An 18,988-nucleotide genomic window follows, 5' to 3' on the forward strand; every position below is an offset into this window, starting at 1 on the left:
ATATCAATGTCACGCCCAGAAGGACGGAGCCGTTTCTTCCAGCCTTGGCCCGCGACGAAACGGCGCGATCTTCTCGGTCAGCCCCGTGCGGTCGGAAATATCGACGCCGACGCCGCACAACGTCGCCGGTCCCGTCGCTGCCTCGAAACGCCCTTTCGGCACTTTCGACAGGAACCGGTTGAGCGGTTCTTCCTTGTCCATGCCGAGCGAGGAATCATAGTCACCGCACATGCCGGCATCCGACAGGTACCCGGTGCCGCCATTGAGGATCTGGTGGTCGGCGGTGGGCTGGTGCGTGTGGGTGCCGACGACGAGACTGGCGCGGCCATCGACAAAATGCGCGAAGCACATTTTTTCCGAGGTTGCCTCGGCATGGAAGTCGATCACCACCGCATCCGCCTGCTCGCCGAGCGGACAGGCGGCAAGCTCGCGTTCGCCAGCCTGGAAGGGATCGTCGAGTTCCGGGTGCATGAACACCCGGCCCATAATGTTGGCGACCAGCACGCGCGCGCCGTTTTTGGCGATGTAGACACCGGAGCCGCGCCCGGGCGTGCCTTTGGGGAAATTGGAAGGCCGCAGAAACCGCTGCTCGCGCGGCGCGAAGGCCAGCGCGTCGCGCTGGTCCCAGACATGGTTGCCGGTGGTCACGACATCGCAGCCCGCCGCGATCGTCTCACGCAAGATCTCTTCGGTGATGCCGAAGCCGCCGGCCGCGTTCTCGCCGTTGACGATGACGAAATCGAGTTTGAAGTCGAAGATCAGGCCAGGCAGTTGTTCCCACACCGCGGTGCGGCCCGTCTTGCCGACCATGTCCCCGAGGAAAAGAAGTCGCATCTATGCCTGATCCCGAAAAGTTGCATGACTTTTCGGCAAAGATCATGCGTTTCAAAGAACTATCTACAATTTTGGCGCAAAGCGGCGCAACCCGCTCTCGGTGAGTATTTCCGGGATGACCACGTCATGGGGCTCGTCTGGAACTTGCGAAACTTCTTGGCAGTCGAAGGCGATGCCGATCAGCCGGGGCGCGAGCCCCTGCTCGACGAGCTTCGCGATCGCCCGGTCGTAATAGCCGGCGCCATATCCGATGCGGTGACCGCGCGCATCGAAGGCGGCGAGCGGCACCAGCATGACCGAAGGATCGAGAACTTCGGCCTCGGCATGCGGCCCGACCGTGCCAAAGCCCATGTCGACCATCGGTGCGCCGCGAACCAGTTCGCGAAAGACGATGGTGGTCTTGTCGAGAATGGCAGGCAGGCAGAGCCGTGCGCCCTTCTCTCGCAAGGCGAACATCAGCGGCCTGACATCGACCTCCGAGCGCATCGGCCAGAAACCGGAGACGATCTGACCGGGCCCGATCTCCAGATGGTCGCGCGCCGTCTCCGCCATTTCGAGCGCAGCCTCCACCCGCCAGAATGCATCGAGACCGTCGCGGCGGGCGAGTGCCTCGAGACGCAGCTTTTTCTTCAAGTCTTTGGGAGAGGTCATGCGGCCAAGGTAGAAAAGGTCAGAGCTGTGCGGGGTCTCAAGTGCGACGTTTTCCACCGCATCATCCACCAGATGCGTGGATACGTTGCGACAAGTGACGATCCACACAACCGGTGGAGAGAGCGATCCCGGGAACCTACAAAGTAGGTGGGCGCCGTGTGAGAAAACCCACGGGTCTTCCCAGGGACAGCTCCCTAAGGATCGTTAAGGCCCCGGGGAAAATGTTCTCCTGCCGGGAAGCACAGACCGTCTTTTCCAATATAGGCTGCTGGTGGCTCAAGCGCCAGTGACGCAGGCAGTCTCGGCGGCTTTATTCGCCATCCGCACCGCACCCTTGCACAGCCGCGGCGGCGTCCTTACGGTCGCGACGACCAACCAAGGAGCAAAAATGCGTTTCGAAGGCACGGCGGCCTATGTCGCCGACAAGGATCTTATGGTGGCGGTCAACGCGGCGATCGCGCTGGAGCGGCCCTTGCTGGTCAAGGGCGAGCCCGGCACCGGCAAGACGGAACTCGCCCGCCAGGTGGCGGCGGCACTCGGCCTCGACCTGATCGAGTGGCACGTCAAATCGACGACGCGGGCGCAGCAAGGCCTCTACGAATACGATGCGGTGTCACGGCTGCGCGACAGCCAGCTCGGCGATGTCAGGTTCAACGACATCAAGAACTACATCAAGCGAGGCAAGCTTTGGGAGGCATTCGCGGCCGACAAGAAGGTCGTGCTTCTGATCGACGAGATCGACAAGGCCGACATCGAATTCCCCAACGACCTGCTGCAGGAACTCGATCGGATGGAGTTCTTCGTCTACGAGACCGGCGAGACCATCCGTGCCGCCGTTCGCCCGATCGTCATCATCACCTCCAACAACGAGAAGGAGTTGCCGGACGCTTTCCTGCGCCGCTGCTTCTTCCACTACATCCGCTTTCCCGACGTCGACACGCTGCACAGAATCGTTGACGTGCACTATCCTGGCATCAAGCAGAACCTGGTGCGCGCGGCCCTCACCCAGTTCTATGAAATCCGCGACGTGCCAGGCTTGAAGAAGAAGCCATCGACCTCCGAGGCGCTCGACTGGATCCGCCTGCTGGTCGCCGACGACATCGCGCCGGAGGATTTGCGCGCCGACCCCAAGAACGCATTGCCCAAACTGCATGGCGCCCTGTTGAAGAACGAGCAGGACGTGCATCTGTTCGAGCGGCTGGCATTCATGGCGAGAAGACAGCAATAGGGCAGCGCTTTCCCGGCTGTGGACCGTTGCCGCGGGCCAAAGAGAAGGTCAGCTTCGGCCAGAACCCTTCGGAGGAGATAAAAATGTCTGAGATCGTTGTCCGCCCGCTCGCGCAATCCGACCACGCCGACTGGCACCGCCTGTGGACCGATTATCTGACCTTCTACGAAACCAAGCTGCCGGAAGAGGTCTATGCCATCACCTGGAAGCGGTTATTCACCGAAGGCGAGTTCGAGCCGAAGGGTTTTATCGCCACATCGGACGGCAAGGCCGTGGGCCTCACCCATTATCTCTACCACCGCTCCGGCTGGTCCGAGAAAAACAACTGCTACCTGCAGGATCTGTTCGCCGACCCGGATGTGCGCGGAAAGGGCATCGGCGCGGCCCTCATCGAGGCGGTGAAGCAGGAAGCCGGCAAAATCGGCGTGAAGAACGTCTACTGGATGACGCACGAAGCCAATGCCACCGCCCGCAAGCTCTACGACCATGTCGCGCGCAGGACGGGCCTTATCGAGTATGATTTGCTGTAACCGGCCATGTTCATCTCCTTCTTCCTCGAGCTGAAGGCAGCGCGCGTTCCCGTCTCGCTCAGGGAATATCTCTCTCTGCTGGAGGGGCTGGACGCCGGGCTGGTCGATTACGACGTCGAGGGTTTTTATTATCTCGCCCGTGCCGCTTTGGTGAAGGACGAACGCCATATCGACCGCTTCGACCAGGTCTTCGCGCATGTCTTCAAGGGCGTCGAGGCACTGGGCGGGCCGGATGCGGTCGACGTCGCCAATATTCCCGAGGAATGGCTGCGCCGGCTCGCCGAAAAGCACCTGACCGAGGAAGAGAAAAAGCTGGTCGAGACGCTGGGCGGTTTCGACAGGCTGATGGAGACGCTGAAGCAGCGGCTCGAGGAACAGAAGGGCCGCCACCAGGGCGGTTCGAAATGGATCGGCACCGGCGGCACCTCTCCCTTCGGCGCCTATGGCTACAACCCCGAAGGCGTGCGCATCGGCCAGAACGAAAGCCGCAACCGTCGGGCGGTGAAAGTCTGGGACAAGCGCGAGTTCCGGAATTTCGACGATGCCGTCGAACTCGGCACCCGCAACATCAAGATCGCGCTGAAGCGCCTGCGCCGCTGGGTGCGCGAGGGCGCCGAGGAAGAATTCGACCTGCCCGGTACCATCCACGCCACCGCCGAGCACGGCTATCTCGACGTCCAGACACGGCCCGAGCGCCGCAATGCGGTGAAGCTCCTGATGTTCTTCGATGTCGGCGGCTCGATGGACGATCATATCAAGAGCGTCGAGGAGCTGTTTTCCGCGGCCCGCGCCGAATTCCGCCAGCTCGAATATTCTATTTCCACAACTGCCTCTACGAAGGCGTGTGGAAGGACAATCGCCGCCGCCATGCCGAGACGATCTCGACCTTCGATCTCATCCACAAATATGGCCCCGACTATAAGGTCATCGTCGTCGGTGATGCCTCGATGAGCCCATACGAGATCGCCCACCCAGGCGGCTCGGTGGAACACTGGAACCCCGAGGCCGGAGCCGTCTGGCTCGGCCGGCTGCTGCGGCAATGGCCGAACGCGGTGTGGCTTAACCCCGAGAACGAGAAGAACTGGGGCTTTACCCATTCGATCGCGATAATCCGTGACATCTTCGACGGCCGCATGTTCCCGTTGACTCTGGCCGGACTGGAAGGCGCCACGAGGCAATTGTCGCGCAAACATTGAGATATCCGGAGCGGTCGGACTGGGCAGGTCTGTAACAAACCCCTATCTTGTTGCGAATATCCGGTTGCAACCAAGAACGAGCCGCCAAGGCTGAGGAGATCAAATGGACACCCACACTTACCCCGTCACCCGCACCGACGCCGAATGGCGCGCCCGGCTGACGCCGGAGCAATACGCCGTCATGCGCAACCATGGCACCGAGCGGCCGGGAAGCTGTGCCCTGCTCTACGAGAAGCGTGCCGGTACTTTTTCCTGCGTCGGCTGCGACCAGCCGCTGTTCCAATCCACGCTGAAATTCGAGAGCGGCACCGGCTGGCCGAGCTTCAACGATCCCGTGCCGGGCTCGGTCGAGAACACCGTCGACCGCAGCTACGGCATGGTCCGCACCGAATGCCATTGCGCCCGTTGCGGCAGCCATCTCGGCCATGTTTTCGAGGATGGCCCGCCGCCGACCGGCCTGCGCTACTGCATCAATGGCGTAGCGCTGAAATTCGAGCCGGCCGCCTGAACAAGGCGTCATGCTTGCCAAGGGCGGCTCCGGCCGCCCTTTTTCGTACGGGCAGCTTCGTCAGACGACGATCGTGGCGATCAGCCAGAGTGCTGATCCCAGCATGAAGAGCGAAGCCTTGGCACCACCGGCCTTTTCAGCCGTGCGCCAGACCGCCAAAGCCAGGAAGATGCTGTAGGGCACCGGTGCGAAATGCACCGCCAGGACGAGGCCGAGCGGCATCTTCAGCCCAAGCAAGATCAGCGCCGCGGCAGACGACCCAATATTGATCGCGGTTCCGACAAGCATCATGTCGCGCCAGAACAGCCGGTCGATCGGCACCTCGCCAAGCCAACGCGAGCGGAAGAAATCCGCGATCACTTACCCCTGCCTCAGCACTTCGGTCACGGCGCACTCGACCCGCGAGCATTCCGTCACCAGCCAGTCGGTCATGGCAGGCCAGTTGTCCTCGGCAAAGCAATTGACGCGCCACATCGAATTGATGCCAAGGCCCTCGCAGCTTTGTTCCGGCCTGAGCTTCAGCCTGTCTTCGATCGCCGGCCGGAACGGCTCCAGCCGCGACCAGCTTTGCGTGGCGCCGAACTTCTCGTTGCGGCCGAAGAAGACGCCGACATGGTTCTGCGCCGGCGCGACATACATGGAAAGCACCAGAGCGAAATCGGGCAGTCCACGCTGCCAGAACCAGGGCCCGCGCCGCGCCAGCCGGGCTCTTTCTTCCGGATGCCGTTCGGCAAACAGCGACCAGAAGCCGCGATGGCGGAATTCCGAGGCGCGGCGGCCGCCGAAGTCGAATTCGCTCATGGTTCGAACCGTATCACCGGCAACCGCGTCGGGCACCGGCCGGTTAGCCTTACACCATGCCGAGGGCGGCCATGTACAGATCGAGGATGGCGTCCTCCTCCTGGCGCTCGGCCTGGTCCTTCTTGCGCAGACGGATGATGGTGCGGATTGCCTTGGTGTCGAAGCCGGTGCCCTTGGCTTCGGCAAAGACTTCCTTGATGTCGTCGGAGATCGTCTTCTTTTCTTCCTCGAGCCGCTCGATGCGCTCGATCAAGGCACGCAGCTGGCCGGCGGCAACAGTCTGGCTGGTCTCGGTGATATCGTCGGCCATGTTTTCTCCAAATCGGTTCCGCGCCGCGACTCGGGGAACGTGCCGCGACGAATTTCAGCGGTTCGATGCCCGACCGGAGCCGGCGGGTCAAGCCGTTATCGAACAGCTCGCCAAGGCCTGCCGTCATGAGCCGACAGCCTGCCCGTTCCTTGCGAGCCCTCAGTTGAAGGCGATCAGGAGATCCTTCGCATCGATCTGGTCGCCGGCCTTCACCAGCACCTCGGCGACGGTGCCGTCGCGCTCGGCGTGCAGCGCCGTCTCCATCTTCATCGCTTCGATGGAAAGCAGCACGTCGCCGGCCTTGACCGCCTGGCCGGCGGCGACCGAAAGTGCGGAGACCACACCCGGCATCGGCGCCCCGACATGCGCCTCGTTGCCGGGCTCCGCCTTGCGACGCGCCTTGGCCGCCGACGCGCCATGTGCGCGATCGGGCACCTTCACGCGCCGCGGCTGGCCGTTGAGCTCGAAGAACACCGTGACCATGCCCTTGTCGTCGACATCGCCGAACGCCTGGCAGCGCACGACCAAGGTCTTGCCCCTTTCGATATCGACGAAAATCTCGTCTTCCGATTTCATGCCGTAGAAATAGGTCGGCGTCGGCAGAACGCTGACCGGGCCGTAGGTCTCCTGCGCGGCGACGAAGTCGGAAAACACCTTCGGATACATCAGCCACGAGGCAAACTCGTATTCCGACAGCTTGCGCTCGAGCTTGTCCTCGATCTCCTTGCGGCTCTTCTCGAGGTCGGCCGGCTTGAGCAACGAGCCGGGCCGCGCCGTGATCGGCTTGTCGCCCTTGAGTGCCTTCTTCTGCAACGCCTGCGGCCAGCCGCCAGGGGATTGGCCAAGATCGCCGCGCAGCATCGAAACCACCGAGTCCGGGAAGGCGATGTCGCGGGCCGGGTTCTCGACATCGGCAACGGTCAGATCCTGGCTCACCATCATCAGCGCCATGTCGCCCACGACCTTGGAGGACGGCGTCACCTTGACGATGTCGCCGAACATCAGGTTGACGTCGTGATAGGTCTGCGCCACCTCGTGCCAGCGTGTCTCCAGCCCCAGCGAACGCGCCTGTTCCTTCAAATTGGTGAACTGCCCCCCCGGCATTTCGTGCAGGTAGACCTCGGAAGCCGGGCCTTTCAGGTCGCTCTCGAAAGCAGCGTACTGATTGCGAACGGCTTCCCAGTAGAACGAGATCTTTCGGATCCATTGCGGGTCGAGGCCTGGATCGCGCTCGGTGCCTTTCAGCGCTTCGACGATTGAACCCAGGCACGGCTGCGAGGTGTTGCCGGAGAAGGCGTCCATCGCCGCGTCGATGGCGTCGACACCGCTTTCCACGGCCGCCAGCACGGTTGCCGCCGACAGACCCGATGTGTCGTGGGTGTGAAAATGGATCGGCAGGTCGGTCGCCTCGCGCAGCGCCTTGAACAGCACGCGGGCAGCGCTCGGCTTCAATAGGCCGGCCATGTCCTTGACGGCGATGATATGGGCGCCGGCGGCCTGCAATTCCCTGGCGAGCCCGACATAGTATTTCAGGTCGTACTTGGCCCTCGCCGGATCGAGGATGTCGCCGGTATAGCACATCGCCGCTTCGATCAGCTTGCCCTCGGCGCCGACCGCGTCCATGGCGACGCGCATGTTCTCGACCCAGTTCAGGCAGTCGAAGACGCGGAACAGGTCGACGCCGCCCGACGCCGCCTGCTTGACGAAATGCTGCACGACATTGTCGGGATAATTGGTATAGCCGACGCCGTTGGCGCCGCGCAGCAGCATCTGCAGCAACAGGTTGGGGGCGGCTTCCCGCACCAGCGACAGCCGCTCCCATGGATCCTCGGTGAGGAAGCGCATGGCGACGTCGAAAGTGGCCCCACCCCAGCATTCGAGCGACAGCAACTGCGGCAAGGCGCGCGCATAGGTGCCGGCGATGCCGGCAATGTCATGCGTGCGCACACGGGTGGCGAGCAGCGACTGGTGGCCGTCGCGCATCGTCGTGTCGGTGACCAGCACTTCCTTCTGCTCGCGCATCCAGGCGGCGAACTTTTCCGGCCCGAGCACGTCGAGCTTCTGCTTGCTGCCGCTCGGCACATTGCCGTTGAGATAGGGCACCACGGGCGGAGCCGCGTCGGCCTTTGGCGTCGGTCGGCCGCGCGTTTCGGGATGGCCGTTGACGCTGACGTCGGCCAGGTAATTGAGCAGCTTGGTGGCGCGGTCCTGGCGCTTGACCTGCTGGAACAGCTCCGGCGTCGTGTCGATGAACCTGGTCGTATAGGAATTGTCGGCGAAGCTCGGGTGATTGATGATCGCTTCGAGGAAGGTGAGGTTGGTGGCGACGCCGCGGATGCGGAACTCGCGCAGAGCGCGGTTCATGCGGGCGATCGTCTCGGCCGGCGTCGGCGCCCAGGCCGTGACCTTCTCCAGCAGCGGATCGTAGAAGCGGGTGATGACCGCGCCGGAATAGGCCGTGCCGCCATCGAGGCGGATGCCGAAGCCGGTGGCGCCGCGATAGGCGGTGATGCGGCCGTAGTCCGGAATGAAATTGTGTTCGGGATCTTCCGTGGTGATGCGGCACTGCAAGGCATGGCCGTTCAGCCGGATGTCCCTCTGCGCCGGCACACCCGATTCCGGCGTGCCGATGGCGAAACCGTCGAGGATGTGGATCTGCGCCTTCACAATGTCGATGCCGGTCACCATTTCGGTGACGGTGTGCTCGACCTGGATCCGCGGATTGACCTCGATGAAGTAGAACTTGCCGGTATCCGCGTCCTGCAGGAATTCGACGGTGCCAGCGCCGATATAGCTGGTCTCGCGCGCGATCTTCAGCGCGTAGCCGCAAAGTTCCTGGCGCAGGTCCTCGCTAAGATAGGGCGCCGGCGCGCGCTCGACGACCTTCTGGTTGCGGCGCTGGATCGAGCAGTCGCGCTCGAACAGGTGCACTGCATTGCCGTGTGTGTCGCCAAGCACCTGCACCTCGACATGGCGGGCGCGCTCGATCAGCTTTTCGAGATAGACCTCGTCCTTTCCGAAGGCGGCCTTCGCCTCGCGCTTGCCTTCCATGACCTCGCGGGCGAGGTCGGCCTCGGAGCGAATGGCGCGCATGCCGCGGCCACCGCCACCCCACGAGGCTTTCAGCATGACCGGATAACCGACCGTCTTCGCGAGTTCCTTGACCGCCTCCATATCGTCCGGCAACGGATCGGTCGCCGGCACCACGGGCACGCCGACCTCGATGGCCAGATTGCGCGCCGCGACCTTGTTGCCCAGCCGGCGCATCGTGGCGGGCTTCGGACCGATGAAGGTGATGCCTGCTTGAGCGCAGGCTTCGGCGAATTCGGGGCTTTCCGACAGCAGCCCGTAGCCGGGGTGGATGGCATCGGCGCCTGAAAGTCTGGCGACGCGGATCACCTCCTCGATCGACAGATAGCTCTCGATCGGACCCATGTCCTTGCCGAGATGCGGGCCGCGCCCGACCTGGTAGCTCTCATCGGCCTTGAAGCGGTGCAGCGAGTATTTGTCTTCCTCGGCCCAGATCGCCACGGTTTTGAGGCCCAGCTCGTTGGCCGCGCGAAAGACGCGGATGGCGATTTCTGACCGGTTGGCGACGAGGATCTTCGTGATGGCCAAGGACTGGGCTCCAGCAGCGGAAGGAACGGGAAATCGGGGCAATGATTAGCGCGAAAATGCTGCAGTGCAAACAAAATCGACGCTGATTTAAACCGATTTAGATCGATTATCCGGCCAACACTCGCACGCATCGGTTCGAACGGACGGAACAATGGCGACAATTTCGATCCTGGATGCGATCTTCGTAAGGAAGGCTCGCCGTGACGTAACCCGGCTGCCGGGGCGCATCAAAAGAAAATGCCCGGCGCGAGACGCCGGGCATCGTTGGTTTCGGATCCGAATGAATTACGACTTCGGGAACCAGGAATACTTCCCGTCGTCCTTCTTCTTCCATTCGTACATGATGTAGCCCGGCAGCTTCGGATCGCCCTTGGCGTCATAGGCGAGATCGCCCAGAACGGTCGGGAACGGTCCGCTTTCATGCATCGCCTTGGCGACGGCCTGCGGATCGTTCGTCTTGGCGGCAGCGGCCGCCTCGGCGACCACCTGCACGGCGGCATAGGCGTAGAGCGTGTAGGCTTCCGGCTCGAAACCCTGCGCGCGGAACTTCTCGACGAGTTCCTTATTGGCCGGGATCAGACGCGGGTCGGGGCCGAACGTGTTGAGGGTGCCGGCGACAGCGTCGCCCGCGATGGCGGCGAGTTCGTCCGTCACGATGCCGTCACCCGACATCATCGGCGCCTTGAGGCCCTGGTCCGCCGATTGACGGATGATCAGACCGGCTTCGGTGTGCAGGCCACCCCAGTAGATCAGGGTGACGCCGGCTTCCTTCATCTTGGCGATCAGCGCCGAGAAGTCCTTGTCGCCGACATTGACGCCTTCATACATCACTTCCTTGATGCCGGCGGCGTTCATCGCCTTCTTGGTTTCGTCCGCGAGGCCCTGGCCATAAGGGGTCTTGTCATGGATCACGGCGACTTTGGCATCCTTGAAGTTCGCGGCGATATAGGCGCCAGCGATGCTGCCCTGCTGGTCGTCGCGTCCGCAGGTACGGAACACATTCCACAAGCCGCGCTCGGTAAACTTCGGGTTGGTTGCGGCCGGCGTGATTTCGACGATGTTGTTTTCGGCGTACACTTCGGAGGCCGGGATCGACACGCCCGAGTTGAAGTGGCCGATCACGAACTTGACGCCGTCGCCGACGAACTTGTTGGCGACCGAGATGCCCTGCTTCGGATCGGAGACATCGTCGCCGACTTCGAGCTTGATCTGCTCGCCATTGATGCCGCCCTTGGCATTGATCTCGGCGACCGCCGCTTCGGCGCCCTTCTGCAACTGTGCGCCGAAGGCCGCGTTCGGACCGGTGATCGGCCCGGCGACGGCGAACATTACATCAGCCCACGCGTTGCCGCCGAACGCGACGAGCGCGGTCAGGGCCACGGCGGACAAAAGTGACTTTTTCATTTAAACGCTCCCATTAACGGAGTGGGCGTGGATGAAGCTTTCATGCGATGCCCACCCTTATCGCAGAAAGCATAGTTTGCCGATTTTCAGGCACTTGTCACGCCGATTCATCCCTGACGCGGCGTTAATGATGAACGTCAACCTTTCGGTTTCCAGCTCAAGATTGAAGCTCTTTCGTAGAGCCAATTATACTGTGTGACCATCTGGTTGGTTCGTGTGTATTGATAGCCGACGAAGCCCAGTATCATCAGCACGATGGTGTCAACGATATAGTAATGCAGCGAGAACATCGTGCCGTCGAACAGCGCGTGATGGATGAAGCGGATTCCAATGCCGAGCCCGAGCAGATAGGCAAACAGCTGGATGAAGCTGCGCCATGTCTGGGCACTGGCCTTGCCGGTCATCCATGCCGCCCATCCGCCGAGCAGGCAGGTGACGAAGAAGAACTGCCAGATCGACGGTTCCTCGTAGAGAATGCCTTGCATGGGAAGTCTCCTGAACTCAGTGATGTCCGCCTTCGAGATAGGCGGCGCGCACTTCCGGATTGGCGAGCAGCTCCTTGCCGGTGCCGCTCATCGTCACATTGCCGTTGACCATCACATAGCCGCGCGTGGCGAGCTTGAGCGCGCCGAACGCGTTCTGCTCGACCAGGAACACGGTCAGCCCTTGGGTGCGGTTCAACTCACGAATGGCATCGAAGATCTGCTTGACGATCAGCGGCGCCAGACCCAGCGACGGCTCGTCGAGCAGAAGCAGTTTCGGCCGCGCCATCAGTGCGCGTCCGATCGACAGCATCTGCTGTTCGCCGCCCGACAGCGTACCGCCACGCTGGGCGATACGCTCCTTCAGCCTGGGGAACAGCGTGAACACCTTCTCGACGTCCTCGCCATAATATTTGAGGTTGTCGAGGCTGGCGCCCATCTGCAGGTTTTCCATCACCGTCATGCGCGGAAAGATGCGCCGGCCCTCCGGTGACTGAGCAATGCGCATGCGCGCGATTTCGTGTGTCGGCAACTGGGTGATATCGGTCCCGTTGAAAGTGATGGCGCCCGTGCGGGCGCGTGGAGCCCCGAAGATGGTCATCATCAGCGTCGACTTGCCGGCGCCGTTGGCGCCGATCAGCGCCACGATCTCACCTTGCTTGACGCTGACATTGACGCCGTTCAGCGCACGGATGTTGCCGTAATAAGTCTCCACGCCCTTGATATCGAGCAGCGTTGTCGTGGCCATCACTTGCCCCCTCCACGCTTGCCCTGAACGGGCTTGGCTGTGCTCGCCTTGGCTTTGCCGGACACATGACTGGTCGCCACCTTGCCTGCATCGACGCGGCGCGAGAATTCCGTATCCTTGCCTTGGCCGAGCAGCTTGGCCTGCTTGACCCACTCCTCGCGCGCGATGCGTCCGTCAAAGGCGAGATAGGCCTCGACCGCCTCGACATCTGCCTTCTTCCAGGCGCCGATCTGGTCGAAGTGGAAGATGCCGTGTTCGTTGAGCTTCTTCTCGTTGACCGTGCCGATGCCCTTGATGCGGGTCAGATTGTCGGCCTTGCCGCCACGGGGGGCAGCGAGGCGGTTCGAAACGCCTTCGGCCTTCGCGGCGGGCGCCTTGGCGGCCGTTTTCCTTGGTGCCGCTTTCTTCGCGGCGGGCTTGGCCGGCGCCGGTGTCGGGGCAACAGGCCTGCTTGCCACGCTGGCGCCGCGGGCATCGACCTGCGCTGCCTTCGAGGCGCCTTTCGACACGGTTACGCGTTCGCCTTGGCTATGGCCGACGGTGTCGCTCACCGGCCCGGCCAGATACGACGACGATGTCCCCGGGCCATGCGCGGAATCGGGGCCGATGTCGAGCTGTTCGATGACGTCCTCGTCGCCGACTTCGGTAAGTACGGTCTCCACCTCCTCGTCGTCGACGCCAAGATAGGCAGCGATGACGCGCGGGTCGGTGCGCACCGACTGCGGATTGCCGTCGGAGATCTTGCGGCCATATTCCAGCACCACGACATGGTCGGAGATCTGCATGACCACCGACATATCGTGCTCGATCAGGAGGATCGAGGTGCCTGTCGTGTGCTTGATCCCCATCAGCAGTTCGTTGAGAGCCGCCGATTCCTTCGGGTTGAGGCCGGCCGCCGGTTCGTCGAGGCACAGAAGCTCGGGACCGGTGCACATGGCGCGCGCGATCTCGAGCCGCCGCTGTGCGCCGTAGGGCAAGTCGCCGGCCGGATCGTCGGCGCGATCAACGAGATCGGCCTTTTCCAGCCAGTGCTTGGCAAGCTCCACCGATTCGGCCGAGGCCTTGCGGTAGCCGCTGAAGCCAAACAGGCCCAGGATCGTATACCCGGACGCCTTCATCAGCTTGTTGTGCTGGGCGACGAGCAGGTTCTCCAGCAGCGTCATGCCCGAGAACAGGCGGATGTTCTGGAAGGTGCGCGCCACCTTGGCGCGCGCCGGGATCTCATGGTTGGGCAGCCGTTCCAGCAGGTAGCTGGAGCCATCGGCCCGGTTGAGCGTGATCATGCCTTCCGACGGCTTGTAGAAGCCGGTGATGCAATTGAACACGGTGGTCTTGCCGGCGCCGTTGGGGCCGATCAGCGCGGTGATTTCGCCGCGCCTGGCAGTGAAGGACAGGTCGCCGATGGCGACCAGGCCGCCGAACTTCATCGACAGATGATCGACCTGCAGGATGGCGTCGTTCATTTGTGCGTTCGCATTCATCAGCCGTGACCCTCCTTGGTGAAGGAGCTTGAGACAGCCCTTCGCTCCTTGAGGAAGGCTGTCGGTTCACGACTGCCGACAAAGCCCCGCGGCTTCCACAGCATGACGATGACCATGGCCATGCCGAACAGAAGCATGCGGTAGAGTTCGGGGGTGAAATCTTGCCCGAAGACCTGTTTGAGGAAGTCGAGCTCGCGCAGCGCCTCGGTGCCGCCGATCATCACCATCGCGGCGACGGCGATGCCGACCAGCGACCCCATGCCGCCAAGGACGACGATGGCCAGGATGATGGCCGATTCCAGGAAGACGAAGGATTCCGGGCTGACGAAGCCTTGCCGCGCGGCGAAAAATGCCCCGGCAAAACCGCCGAACATGGCACCGGTGGCAAAGGCCGTCAGCTTGGTCGTGGTGGTGTTGATGCCGAGCGAGCGGCAGGCGATCTCGTCCTCGCGCAGCGCTTCCCAGGCACGCCCGACGGGCATGCGCCTCAGCCTGATGGTGACGAAGGCGGTGAGCATGCAAAGCGCCAGGATCAGGTAATAGAGGAAGATCTTGTAGTAGGCGCTCGAGGTCGCGAGGTGCAGGACCTTGGCGATGTAGTTGGGGTCCGAGACGTTGAAGGTCATCAAGCCGAAAAAGGTGACTTTCGGGATGCCGGAGATACCGGCCGAACCGTTGGTCACATCGCGCCAGTTGATCAGCACCAGGCGGATGATCTCCCCGAAGGCAAGGGTGACGATCGCCAGGTAATCGCCGCGCAGGCGCAGCACCGGAAAGCCGAGCAGCACGCCCCAGAAGGCGGCCATGGCGCCGGCCGCCGGAAGCAGTATCCAGAACGACAGGCCGTAGGTTGTGCCAAGCAGCGCATAGGCGTAGGCCCCGACGGCGTAGAAGGCGACGTAGCCCAGATCGAGCAGACCGGCGAGGCCGACGACGATGTTCAGCCCCCAGGCCAGCATCACGTAGATCAGGATCTGGATGCCGAAATTGTCGACCCATTTCAGCGAGCCCTGCAATCCGGTGGCGACCGACCACGACATCAGCGACAGCACGACGATGACAAGGATCGGATAGAGCACCAGCGCGGCAATGCCGAGCTTGGTGAAGTTGGCGTGGATGAAGCCGCGGTAATAGTAGATCACGCAGGCCAGCGCATAGATGATTGCGAGCGCGCGCAGGAACTGCAGATAGCCGGCCGCCTCTGCTCCTATCCATCCGGGAAGCGAGCCGTTGAACACGAACAGCAGCACCACCGCGATGATCGCCACGACAAACGCCGGCAACAGGAAGAAGCGCGACGCCGCACTGGCCGGCAACAGGCCGGTGGCGACATCGGCGATCTTCTGGTTGGCCATGAAGGGTTGACCATAGGCGACATAAAGGAAACGGCCGATAGCCGTGGCGATCACCACGGCGGCCAAGAGGCCCCAGCGCTTCACCAGGACCAGTTCATTGGAGATGTTCTGGTCTGTCTTGAGGCCGATGAACAGCACGAACAGGCCAAGCGAGATGGCGCCGGCATAGAAGCCCTCGCGCAGCGCGCGCTGCATGGGGCTGGCGACGGTGTCGCGCTCTGGAGATACGGTCACGGCCATGGTCTCAGACCTTTTCGACTTCTGGCCGGCCCAATATGCCGGAAGGCAGGAAGATCAGCACGATTGCCAGGATCGAGAACGCGGCGACGTCCTTGTAGTCGATCGAGAAATAGGCCGACCACATGCTCTCGATGAAGCCGATCAGGAGGCCGCCCAGCACCGCACCTGGCAATGAGCCGATGCCGCCAAGAACCGCCGCCGTGAATGCTTTGACCCCGGGGGTAAAGCCGTCCGAGAAGGCGATGACGCCGTAGTACATCAGGAACAGCGTGCCGGCGACAGCGGCAAGAGCGGCGCCCATGATGAACGTGATCGAGATGGTGCGGTCGACGTCGATGCCCAGCAGTGCGGCCATCTTGCGGTCCTGCTCGCAGGCGCGTTGCGCCCGGCCAAGCGAGGTCTTGTTGACCAGGTACCAGAACAGCGCCAACAGCAAAGCCGTGACGATGACGATGATGATCTGCTTCAGCGAAACGCTGACGCCGTTGATGTTGTAGACTTGGCTGACCATCGGCGGGATCGGCTTGTTGCGCGGGCCTTGCGTCACCTGGACGAAGTTCGACAGCGCGATCGACATGCCGATGGCGGTGATCAGCGGCGCCAGCCGGAACGAACCGCGCAGCGGCCGGTAGGCCACTTTCTCGATCGTCCAATTGTAGAGGCTGGTGAGCAGCATCGCCACGATCATCATGACCAGCAGCGCGATGACCACGGGCACCGAATAAAACAGCGCTCCGAGGATGAGGAAGACGATCAGCGCCGTGAAAGCGCCCACCATGAAGATGTCGCCATGGGCGAAATTGATCATGCCGATGATGCCGTAGACCATCGTGTAGCCGATCGCGATCAGCCCATAGATCGATCCCAGCGTCAGCCCATTGATAAGCTGCTGGACAAAGTACTGCATGTGTACATGGCTCCCCTGGAATGTCGCCCATGCAGACGCATTCCTTTTCGTATTTCCCCTAGTCGTAAAGTTTCGAGCCCGGATTGCAACGTGATTTTTTTGACCGCTCCGCGTGTTTGCAAGTCACGTCTTCCCGATCGCCCGCTTTTCGCACCCAGCCCCTGGACTATCGCGGACCCTATCATTGGCATAACGCAATGTCTTTGACGATTGAGCCGCATCATGCGCTCCGTTTCGAAGAAATCACCGTCAAAATTAGGTGATGAGAGGAATCGTTGCATTCCTGACACGGTTCGTTTTTTCGTCACACTCCTTTCCGCAGGGTCAGGATTCTCCTACTTGACCACGAAACCGTGCGCGAACGGATCGCGGTCGTCGATGAAGATCGTGTTCAGTCCAGTCATGCGGGCCCAGCCGCCGATCGAAGGGATGATGGCCGGCTTGCCGGCGACGGTGACGTCCTTTTCAACCTTGCCCTTGAACAGCGAGCCGATGATCGATTCATGGACGAACGCATCCCCCGCCTTGAGCTTGCCCTTGGCATGGAGTTGCGCCATGCGTGCCGAGGTGCCGGTGCCGCAGGGCGAGCGGTCGATCGCCTTGTCGCCGTAGAAGACGGCATTGCGGGCATCGGCTCCCTCGACCGTCGGCTTGCCGGTCCACAGCATGTGCGACAACCCGGTGATCCCGGGATTCTCCGGATGCACGAAGGAATACTTCTCGTTGAGCCGCTGCCGCACCACCGGGCTCCAGGCGATGAGGTCGCCGGCGGAATAGTCGGCCATATCGCGATAGTTCGCCTGCGGCTCCACGATGGCGTAGAAATTGCCGCCATAGGCGACATCGACGGTGATCTCGCCGAGCCCCGGACATTCAACCTTCAACCCTTCGGCATAAAGGAAGGACGGCACGTTGGTGATGCGCACCTCCTCGACATACTCGCCGACCTGCTTGTATTCCGCGATGACCAGGCCGGCGGGCGTGTCGAGCCGCAGAACACCTGGCGTCTTCGGCTTGATCAGCCCATGCTCGATCGCCATCGTCACCGTGCCGATGGTGCCGTGACCGCACATCGGCAGGCAGCCGGACGTCTCGATGAACAGGATGGCGATGTCGCAATCCTCGCGCGTCGGCGGGTAGAGGATCGAGCCTGACATCACGTCATGGCCGCGCGGTTCGAACATCAGGCCGGTGCGGATCCAGTCGTATTCGGCCAGGAAATGTGCCCGTCGCTCCATCATGGTCGAGCCCTGCAGCAGCGGGCCGCCGCCGGCGACCAGCCGCACCGGGTTGCCGCAAGTGTGGCCGTCGATGCAGAAGAAGGATTTCTTGGCCATGTCGCTCCTCGAGATCAAAACCGTTGTGGACTGAAGGGGGCCAGATCAACGGATGAAGTCTGCCCCAGAACGAATTCCCTGATCAACCGCCCGGTTGCCGCGGCCTGCGTCAGGCCGAGATGGCCGTGGCCGAAGGCGTAGATCACGGACTGGCTTCGCGCCGCCTTGCCGACGACGGGCACCGAATCCGGCAGGGAGGGCCGGAACCCCATCCATTCGCGCCCGCCCGAGGGATCGAGCCCCGGCAGGAATTCCCGCGCTTTCCGCAAGAGCGCCTTCGACCTGTTGAAATTGGGCGGCCGCTCGATGCCGCCGAGTTCCACGGCACCGCCGACACGCAGGCCGGTTTCGAGCGGGGTGATGACGAAGCCATGGCCGGAAAAGATCAACTGTCGCCTCACGTCGAAGGCGCTCGTCGGCAGCGTCGTGTTGTAGCCGCGTTCGGTCTCCAGCGGAATGCGATCGCCGAGTTGCCGCGCCAGCAGATGCGACCAGGCGCCCGCGGCAATGACTATGTGACCGGCTTGCCTGCTCGTGCCGTCGGCCAGCGTCAGTGTCGCGCCATACTGATCCGCGGCGACGCGGTCGATGCGGGCCATCTCGAAGCGGGCGCCCTTGGACTGCGCGTACGCCCACACCGCCTTGCCGAGCAGTTTTGGATCGGCGACCGTCTTCCATCCAGGCACGAAAGTGCCCTTGACGAAGCGCGGTGACAGCCCCGGCTGCAGGTCCGCCAGGATCTCGCCCTCGACATGGCGGAAGCCGATGCCGAAGCGCTCGCGCGCCGCCCAGCCCGACAGCGAGGCGCGGAACTCGGCCTCGCCTTCGTAGAGTTCGAGCGAACCGTCCTCGCGCAGCATCGGCCGGGTGCCGGAACGATCGAGCAGATCCATCCATTCGGCCTCGGCAAGCTTCATCATGCCGGCCTGCGCGGTCAGGCTCGCCTCGTATTTCCCAGGCGCGCCGGCGCGCCAGAACCGGATCAGCCAAGGCAGCAGCTTCGGCAGGTAGGCGGGCGGAATGCTGAGCGGGCCGAGTGGATCGGCGAGCCATTTTGGCAGCTGCCGGATCACGCCCTTGTGCGCCAGCGGCAACACGTCGGAGAAGGCAAAGGCGGCGGCATTGCCGGAACTCGTCTCCTCGCAGATACCCGTGCGGTCGAAGAGCGTGACGTCCAGTCCCGCCTCGGCAAGGAAGGCAGCCGCGCAAATGCCGATGATGCCGCCACCGACGATGGCGATGTCTCTCCCTTCTCCCCGTTCACGGGGAGAAGGTGCCCGCAGGGCGGATGAGGAGCGCCGCCCCTTGTCTGTCGATTTGGACTTTCCTTGCACCTGGGCGCTGCCTCTCATCTGGCT

17 protein-coding genes, 1 other RNA gene and 1 pseudogene are annotated in these 18,988 nt (G+C 62.6%); 4 read left to right on the plus strand and 15 right to left on the minus strand.

Translation table 11 applies throughout. From position 1 onward, the window contains the following. Positions 1 to 9: 9 nt before the first annotated feature. The 3 genes from LB571_RS01180 to ssrS all read right to left on the minus strand — a co-directional run bounded on the left by LB571_RS01180 (position 10) and on the right by ssrS (position 1,736). Positions 10 to 834 carry a YmdB family metallophosphoesterase gene (locus LB571_RS01180; RefSeq protein ID WP_140874745.1) on the minus strand — a complete coding sequence of 275 codons (825 nt, stop codon included), beginning with the start codon at positions 832 to 834 and terminating at the stop codon, positions 10 to 12. 63 nt (positions 835 to 897) lie between these two features. Then, positions 898 to 1,485 carry a 5-formyltetrahydrofolate cyclo-ligase gene (locus LB571_RS01185; RefSeq protein ID WP_140875526.1) on the minus strand — a complete coding sequence of 196 codons (588 nt, stop codon included), beginning with the start codon at positions 1,483 to 1,485 and terminating at the stop codon, positions 898 to 900. Between the two features lie 95 nt (positions 1,486 to 1,580). Continuing rightward, positions 1,581 to 1,736, minus strand: a non-coding RNA gene (ssrS, locus tag LB571_RS01190) — 6S RNA. Positions 1,737 to 1,873: 137 nt separating this feature from the next. Here ssrS and LB571_RS01195 point away from each other — a divergent pair. The 4 genes and pseudogenes from LB571_RS01195 (at position 1,874) to msrB (ending at position 4,947) form a co-directional block, all read left to right on the plus strand. Next, positions 1,874 to 2,713: an AAA family ATPase gene (locus tag LB571_RS01195; protein ID WP_140719974.1), complete on the plus strand. Its 840-nt coding sequence runs from the start codon at positions 1,874 to 1,876 to the stop codon at positions 2,711 to 2,713. An 83-nt stretch (positions 2,714 to 2,796) separates the two neighbouring features. Further along, on the plus strand, positions 2,797 to 3,243 hold the full coding sequence (locus LB571_RS01200) for a GNAT family N-acetyltransferase (protein ID WP_224591698.1): 447 nt from the start codon (positions 2,797 to 2,799) through the stop codon (positions 3,241 to 3,243). Between the two features lie 6 nt (positions 3,244 to 3,249). Then, positions 3,250 to 4,439: pseudogene (locus LB571_RS01205) on the plus strand (vWA domain-containing protein). A gap of 103 nt (positions 4,440 to 4,542) precedes the next feature. Next, positions 4,543 to 4,947 carry a peptide-methionine (R)-S-oxide reductase MsrB gene (gene msrB / locus LB571_RS01210; RefSeq protein WP_140793055.1) on the plus strand — a complete coding sequence of 135 codons (405 nt, stop codon included), beginning with the start codon at positions 4,543 to 4,545 and terminating at the stop codon, positions 4,945 to 4,947. A 60-nt stretch (positions 4,948 to 5,007) separates the two neighbouring features. Here msrB and LB571_RS01215 read toward each other — a convergent pair whose 3' ends face one another. The 12 genes from LB571_RS01215 to LB571_RS01270 form a co-directional block, all read right to left on the minus strand. Further along, a complete protein-coding gene (locus LB571_RS01215; protein WP_224591701.1) occupies positions 5,008 to 5,307 on the minus strand; it encodes a hypothetical protein in 300 nt (99 codons plus the stop codon). Further along, entirely contained in the window at positions 5,308 to 5,748 is a 441-nt protein-coding gene (locus LB571_RS01220; RefSeq protein ID WP_224591703.1) for a hypothetical protein, read from the minus strand. Between the two features lie 49 nt (positions 5,749 to 5,797). After that, positions 5,798 to 6,058 (minus strand): DUF2312 domain-containing protein, encoded by a 261-nt coding sequence (locus LB571_RS01225; protein ID WP_015315223.1) that lies wholly within the window; start codon positions 6,056 to 6,058, stop codon positions 5,798 to 5,800. 159 nt (positions 6,059 to 6,217) lie between these two features. After that, the gene (gene pyc / locus LB571_RS01230) at positions 6,218 to 9,676 is read right to left on the minus strand and encodes a pyruvate carboxylase (protein ID WP_224591706.1); all 3,459 of its coding nucleotides are present in this window, start codon (positions 9,674 to 9,676) and stop codon (positions 6,218 to 6,220) included. 285 nt (positions 9,677 to 9,961) lie between these two features. Further along, on the minus strand, positions 9,962 to 11,080 hold the full coding sequence (locus LB571_RS01235) for a branched-chain amino acid ABC transporter substrate-binding protein (protein ID WP_015315221.1): 1,119 nt from the start codon (positions 11,078 to 11,080) through the stop codon (positions 9,962 to 9,964). Positions 11,081 to 11,217: 137 nt separating this feature from the next. Beyond that, positions 11,218 to 11,565, minus strand: a complete 348-nt coding sequence (locus LB571_RS01240) for a DUF6867 family protein (protein WP_013892487.1) — start codon at positions 11,563 to 11,565, stop codon at positions 11,218 to 11,220. Positions 11,566 to 11,581: 16 nt separating this feature from the next. Beyond that, positions 11,582 to 12,310 carry an ABC transporter ATP-binding protein gene (locus LB571_RS01245; protein WP_224591710.1) on the minus strand — a complete coding sequence of 243 codons (729 nt, stop codon included), beginning with the start codon at positions 12,308 to 12,310 and terminating at the stop codon, positions 11,582 to 11,584. Further along, on the minus strand, positions 12,310 to 13,791 hold the full coding sequence (locus LB571_RS01250; RefSeq protein WP_015315219.1) for an ATP-binding cassette domain-containing protein: 1,482 nt from the start codon (positions 13,789 to 13,791) through the stop codon (positions 12,310 to 12,312). Before LB571_RS01250 ends, LB571_RS01245 begins: the two co-directional genes overlap by 1 nt. Beyond that, positions 13,791 to 15,386 carry a high-affinity branched-chain amino acid ABC transporter permease LivM gene (livM, locus tag LB571_RS01255; protein WP_015315218.1) on the minus strand — a complete coding sequence of 532 codons (1,596 nt, stop codon included), beginning with the start codon at positions 15,384 to 15,386 and terminating at the stop codon, positions 13,791 to 13,793. The genes LB571_RS01250 and livM overlap by 1 nt, the downstream gene beginning before the upstream one ends. 4 nt (positions 15,387 to 15,390) lie before the next feature. Further along, the gene (locus LB571_RS01260; protein ID WP_015315217.1) at positions 15,391 to 16,293 is read right to left on the minus strand and encodes a branched-chain amino acid ABC transporter permease; all 903 of its coding nucleotides are present in this window, start codon (positions 16,291 to 16,293) and stop codon (positions 15,391 to 15,393) included. A 335-nt stretch (positions 16,294 to 16,628) separates the two neighbouring features. Next, entirely contained in the window at positions 16,629 to 17,630 is a 1,002-nt protein-coding gene (locus LB571_RS01265; RefSeq protein WP_224591713.1) for a 4-hydroxyproline epimerase, read from the minus strand. A gap of 14 nt (positions 17,631 to 17,644) precedes the next feature. After that, positions 17,645 to 18,982 carry an NAD(P)/FAD-dependent oxidoreductase gene (locus LB571_RS01270; RefSeq protein WP_181173948.1) on the minus strand — a complete coding sequence of 446 codons (1,338 nt, stop codon included), beginning with the start codon at positions 18,980 to 18,982 and terminating at the stop codon, positions 17,645 to 17,647. Between the last annotated feature and the right edge of the window lie 6 nt (positions 18,983 to 18,988).

Origin of the sequence: Mesorhizobium sp. BR1-1-4, assembly GCF_020165375.1 — a bacterium.
Taxonomy (GTDB): domain Bacteria; phylum Pseudomonadota; class Alphaproteobacteria; order Rhizobiales; family Rhizobiaceae; genus Mesorhizobium; species Mesorhizobium australicum.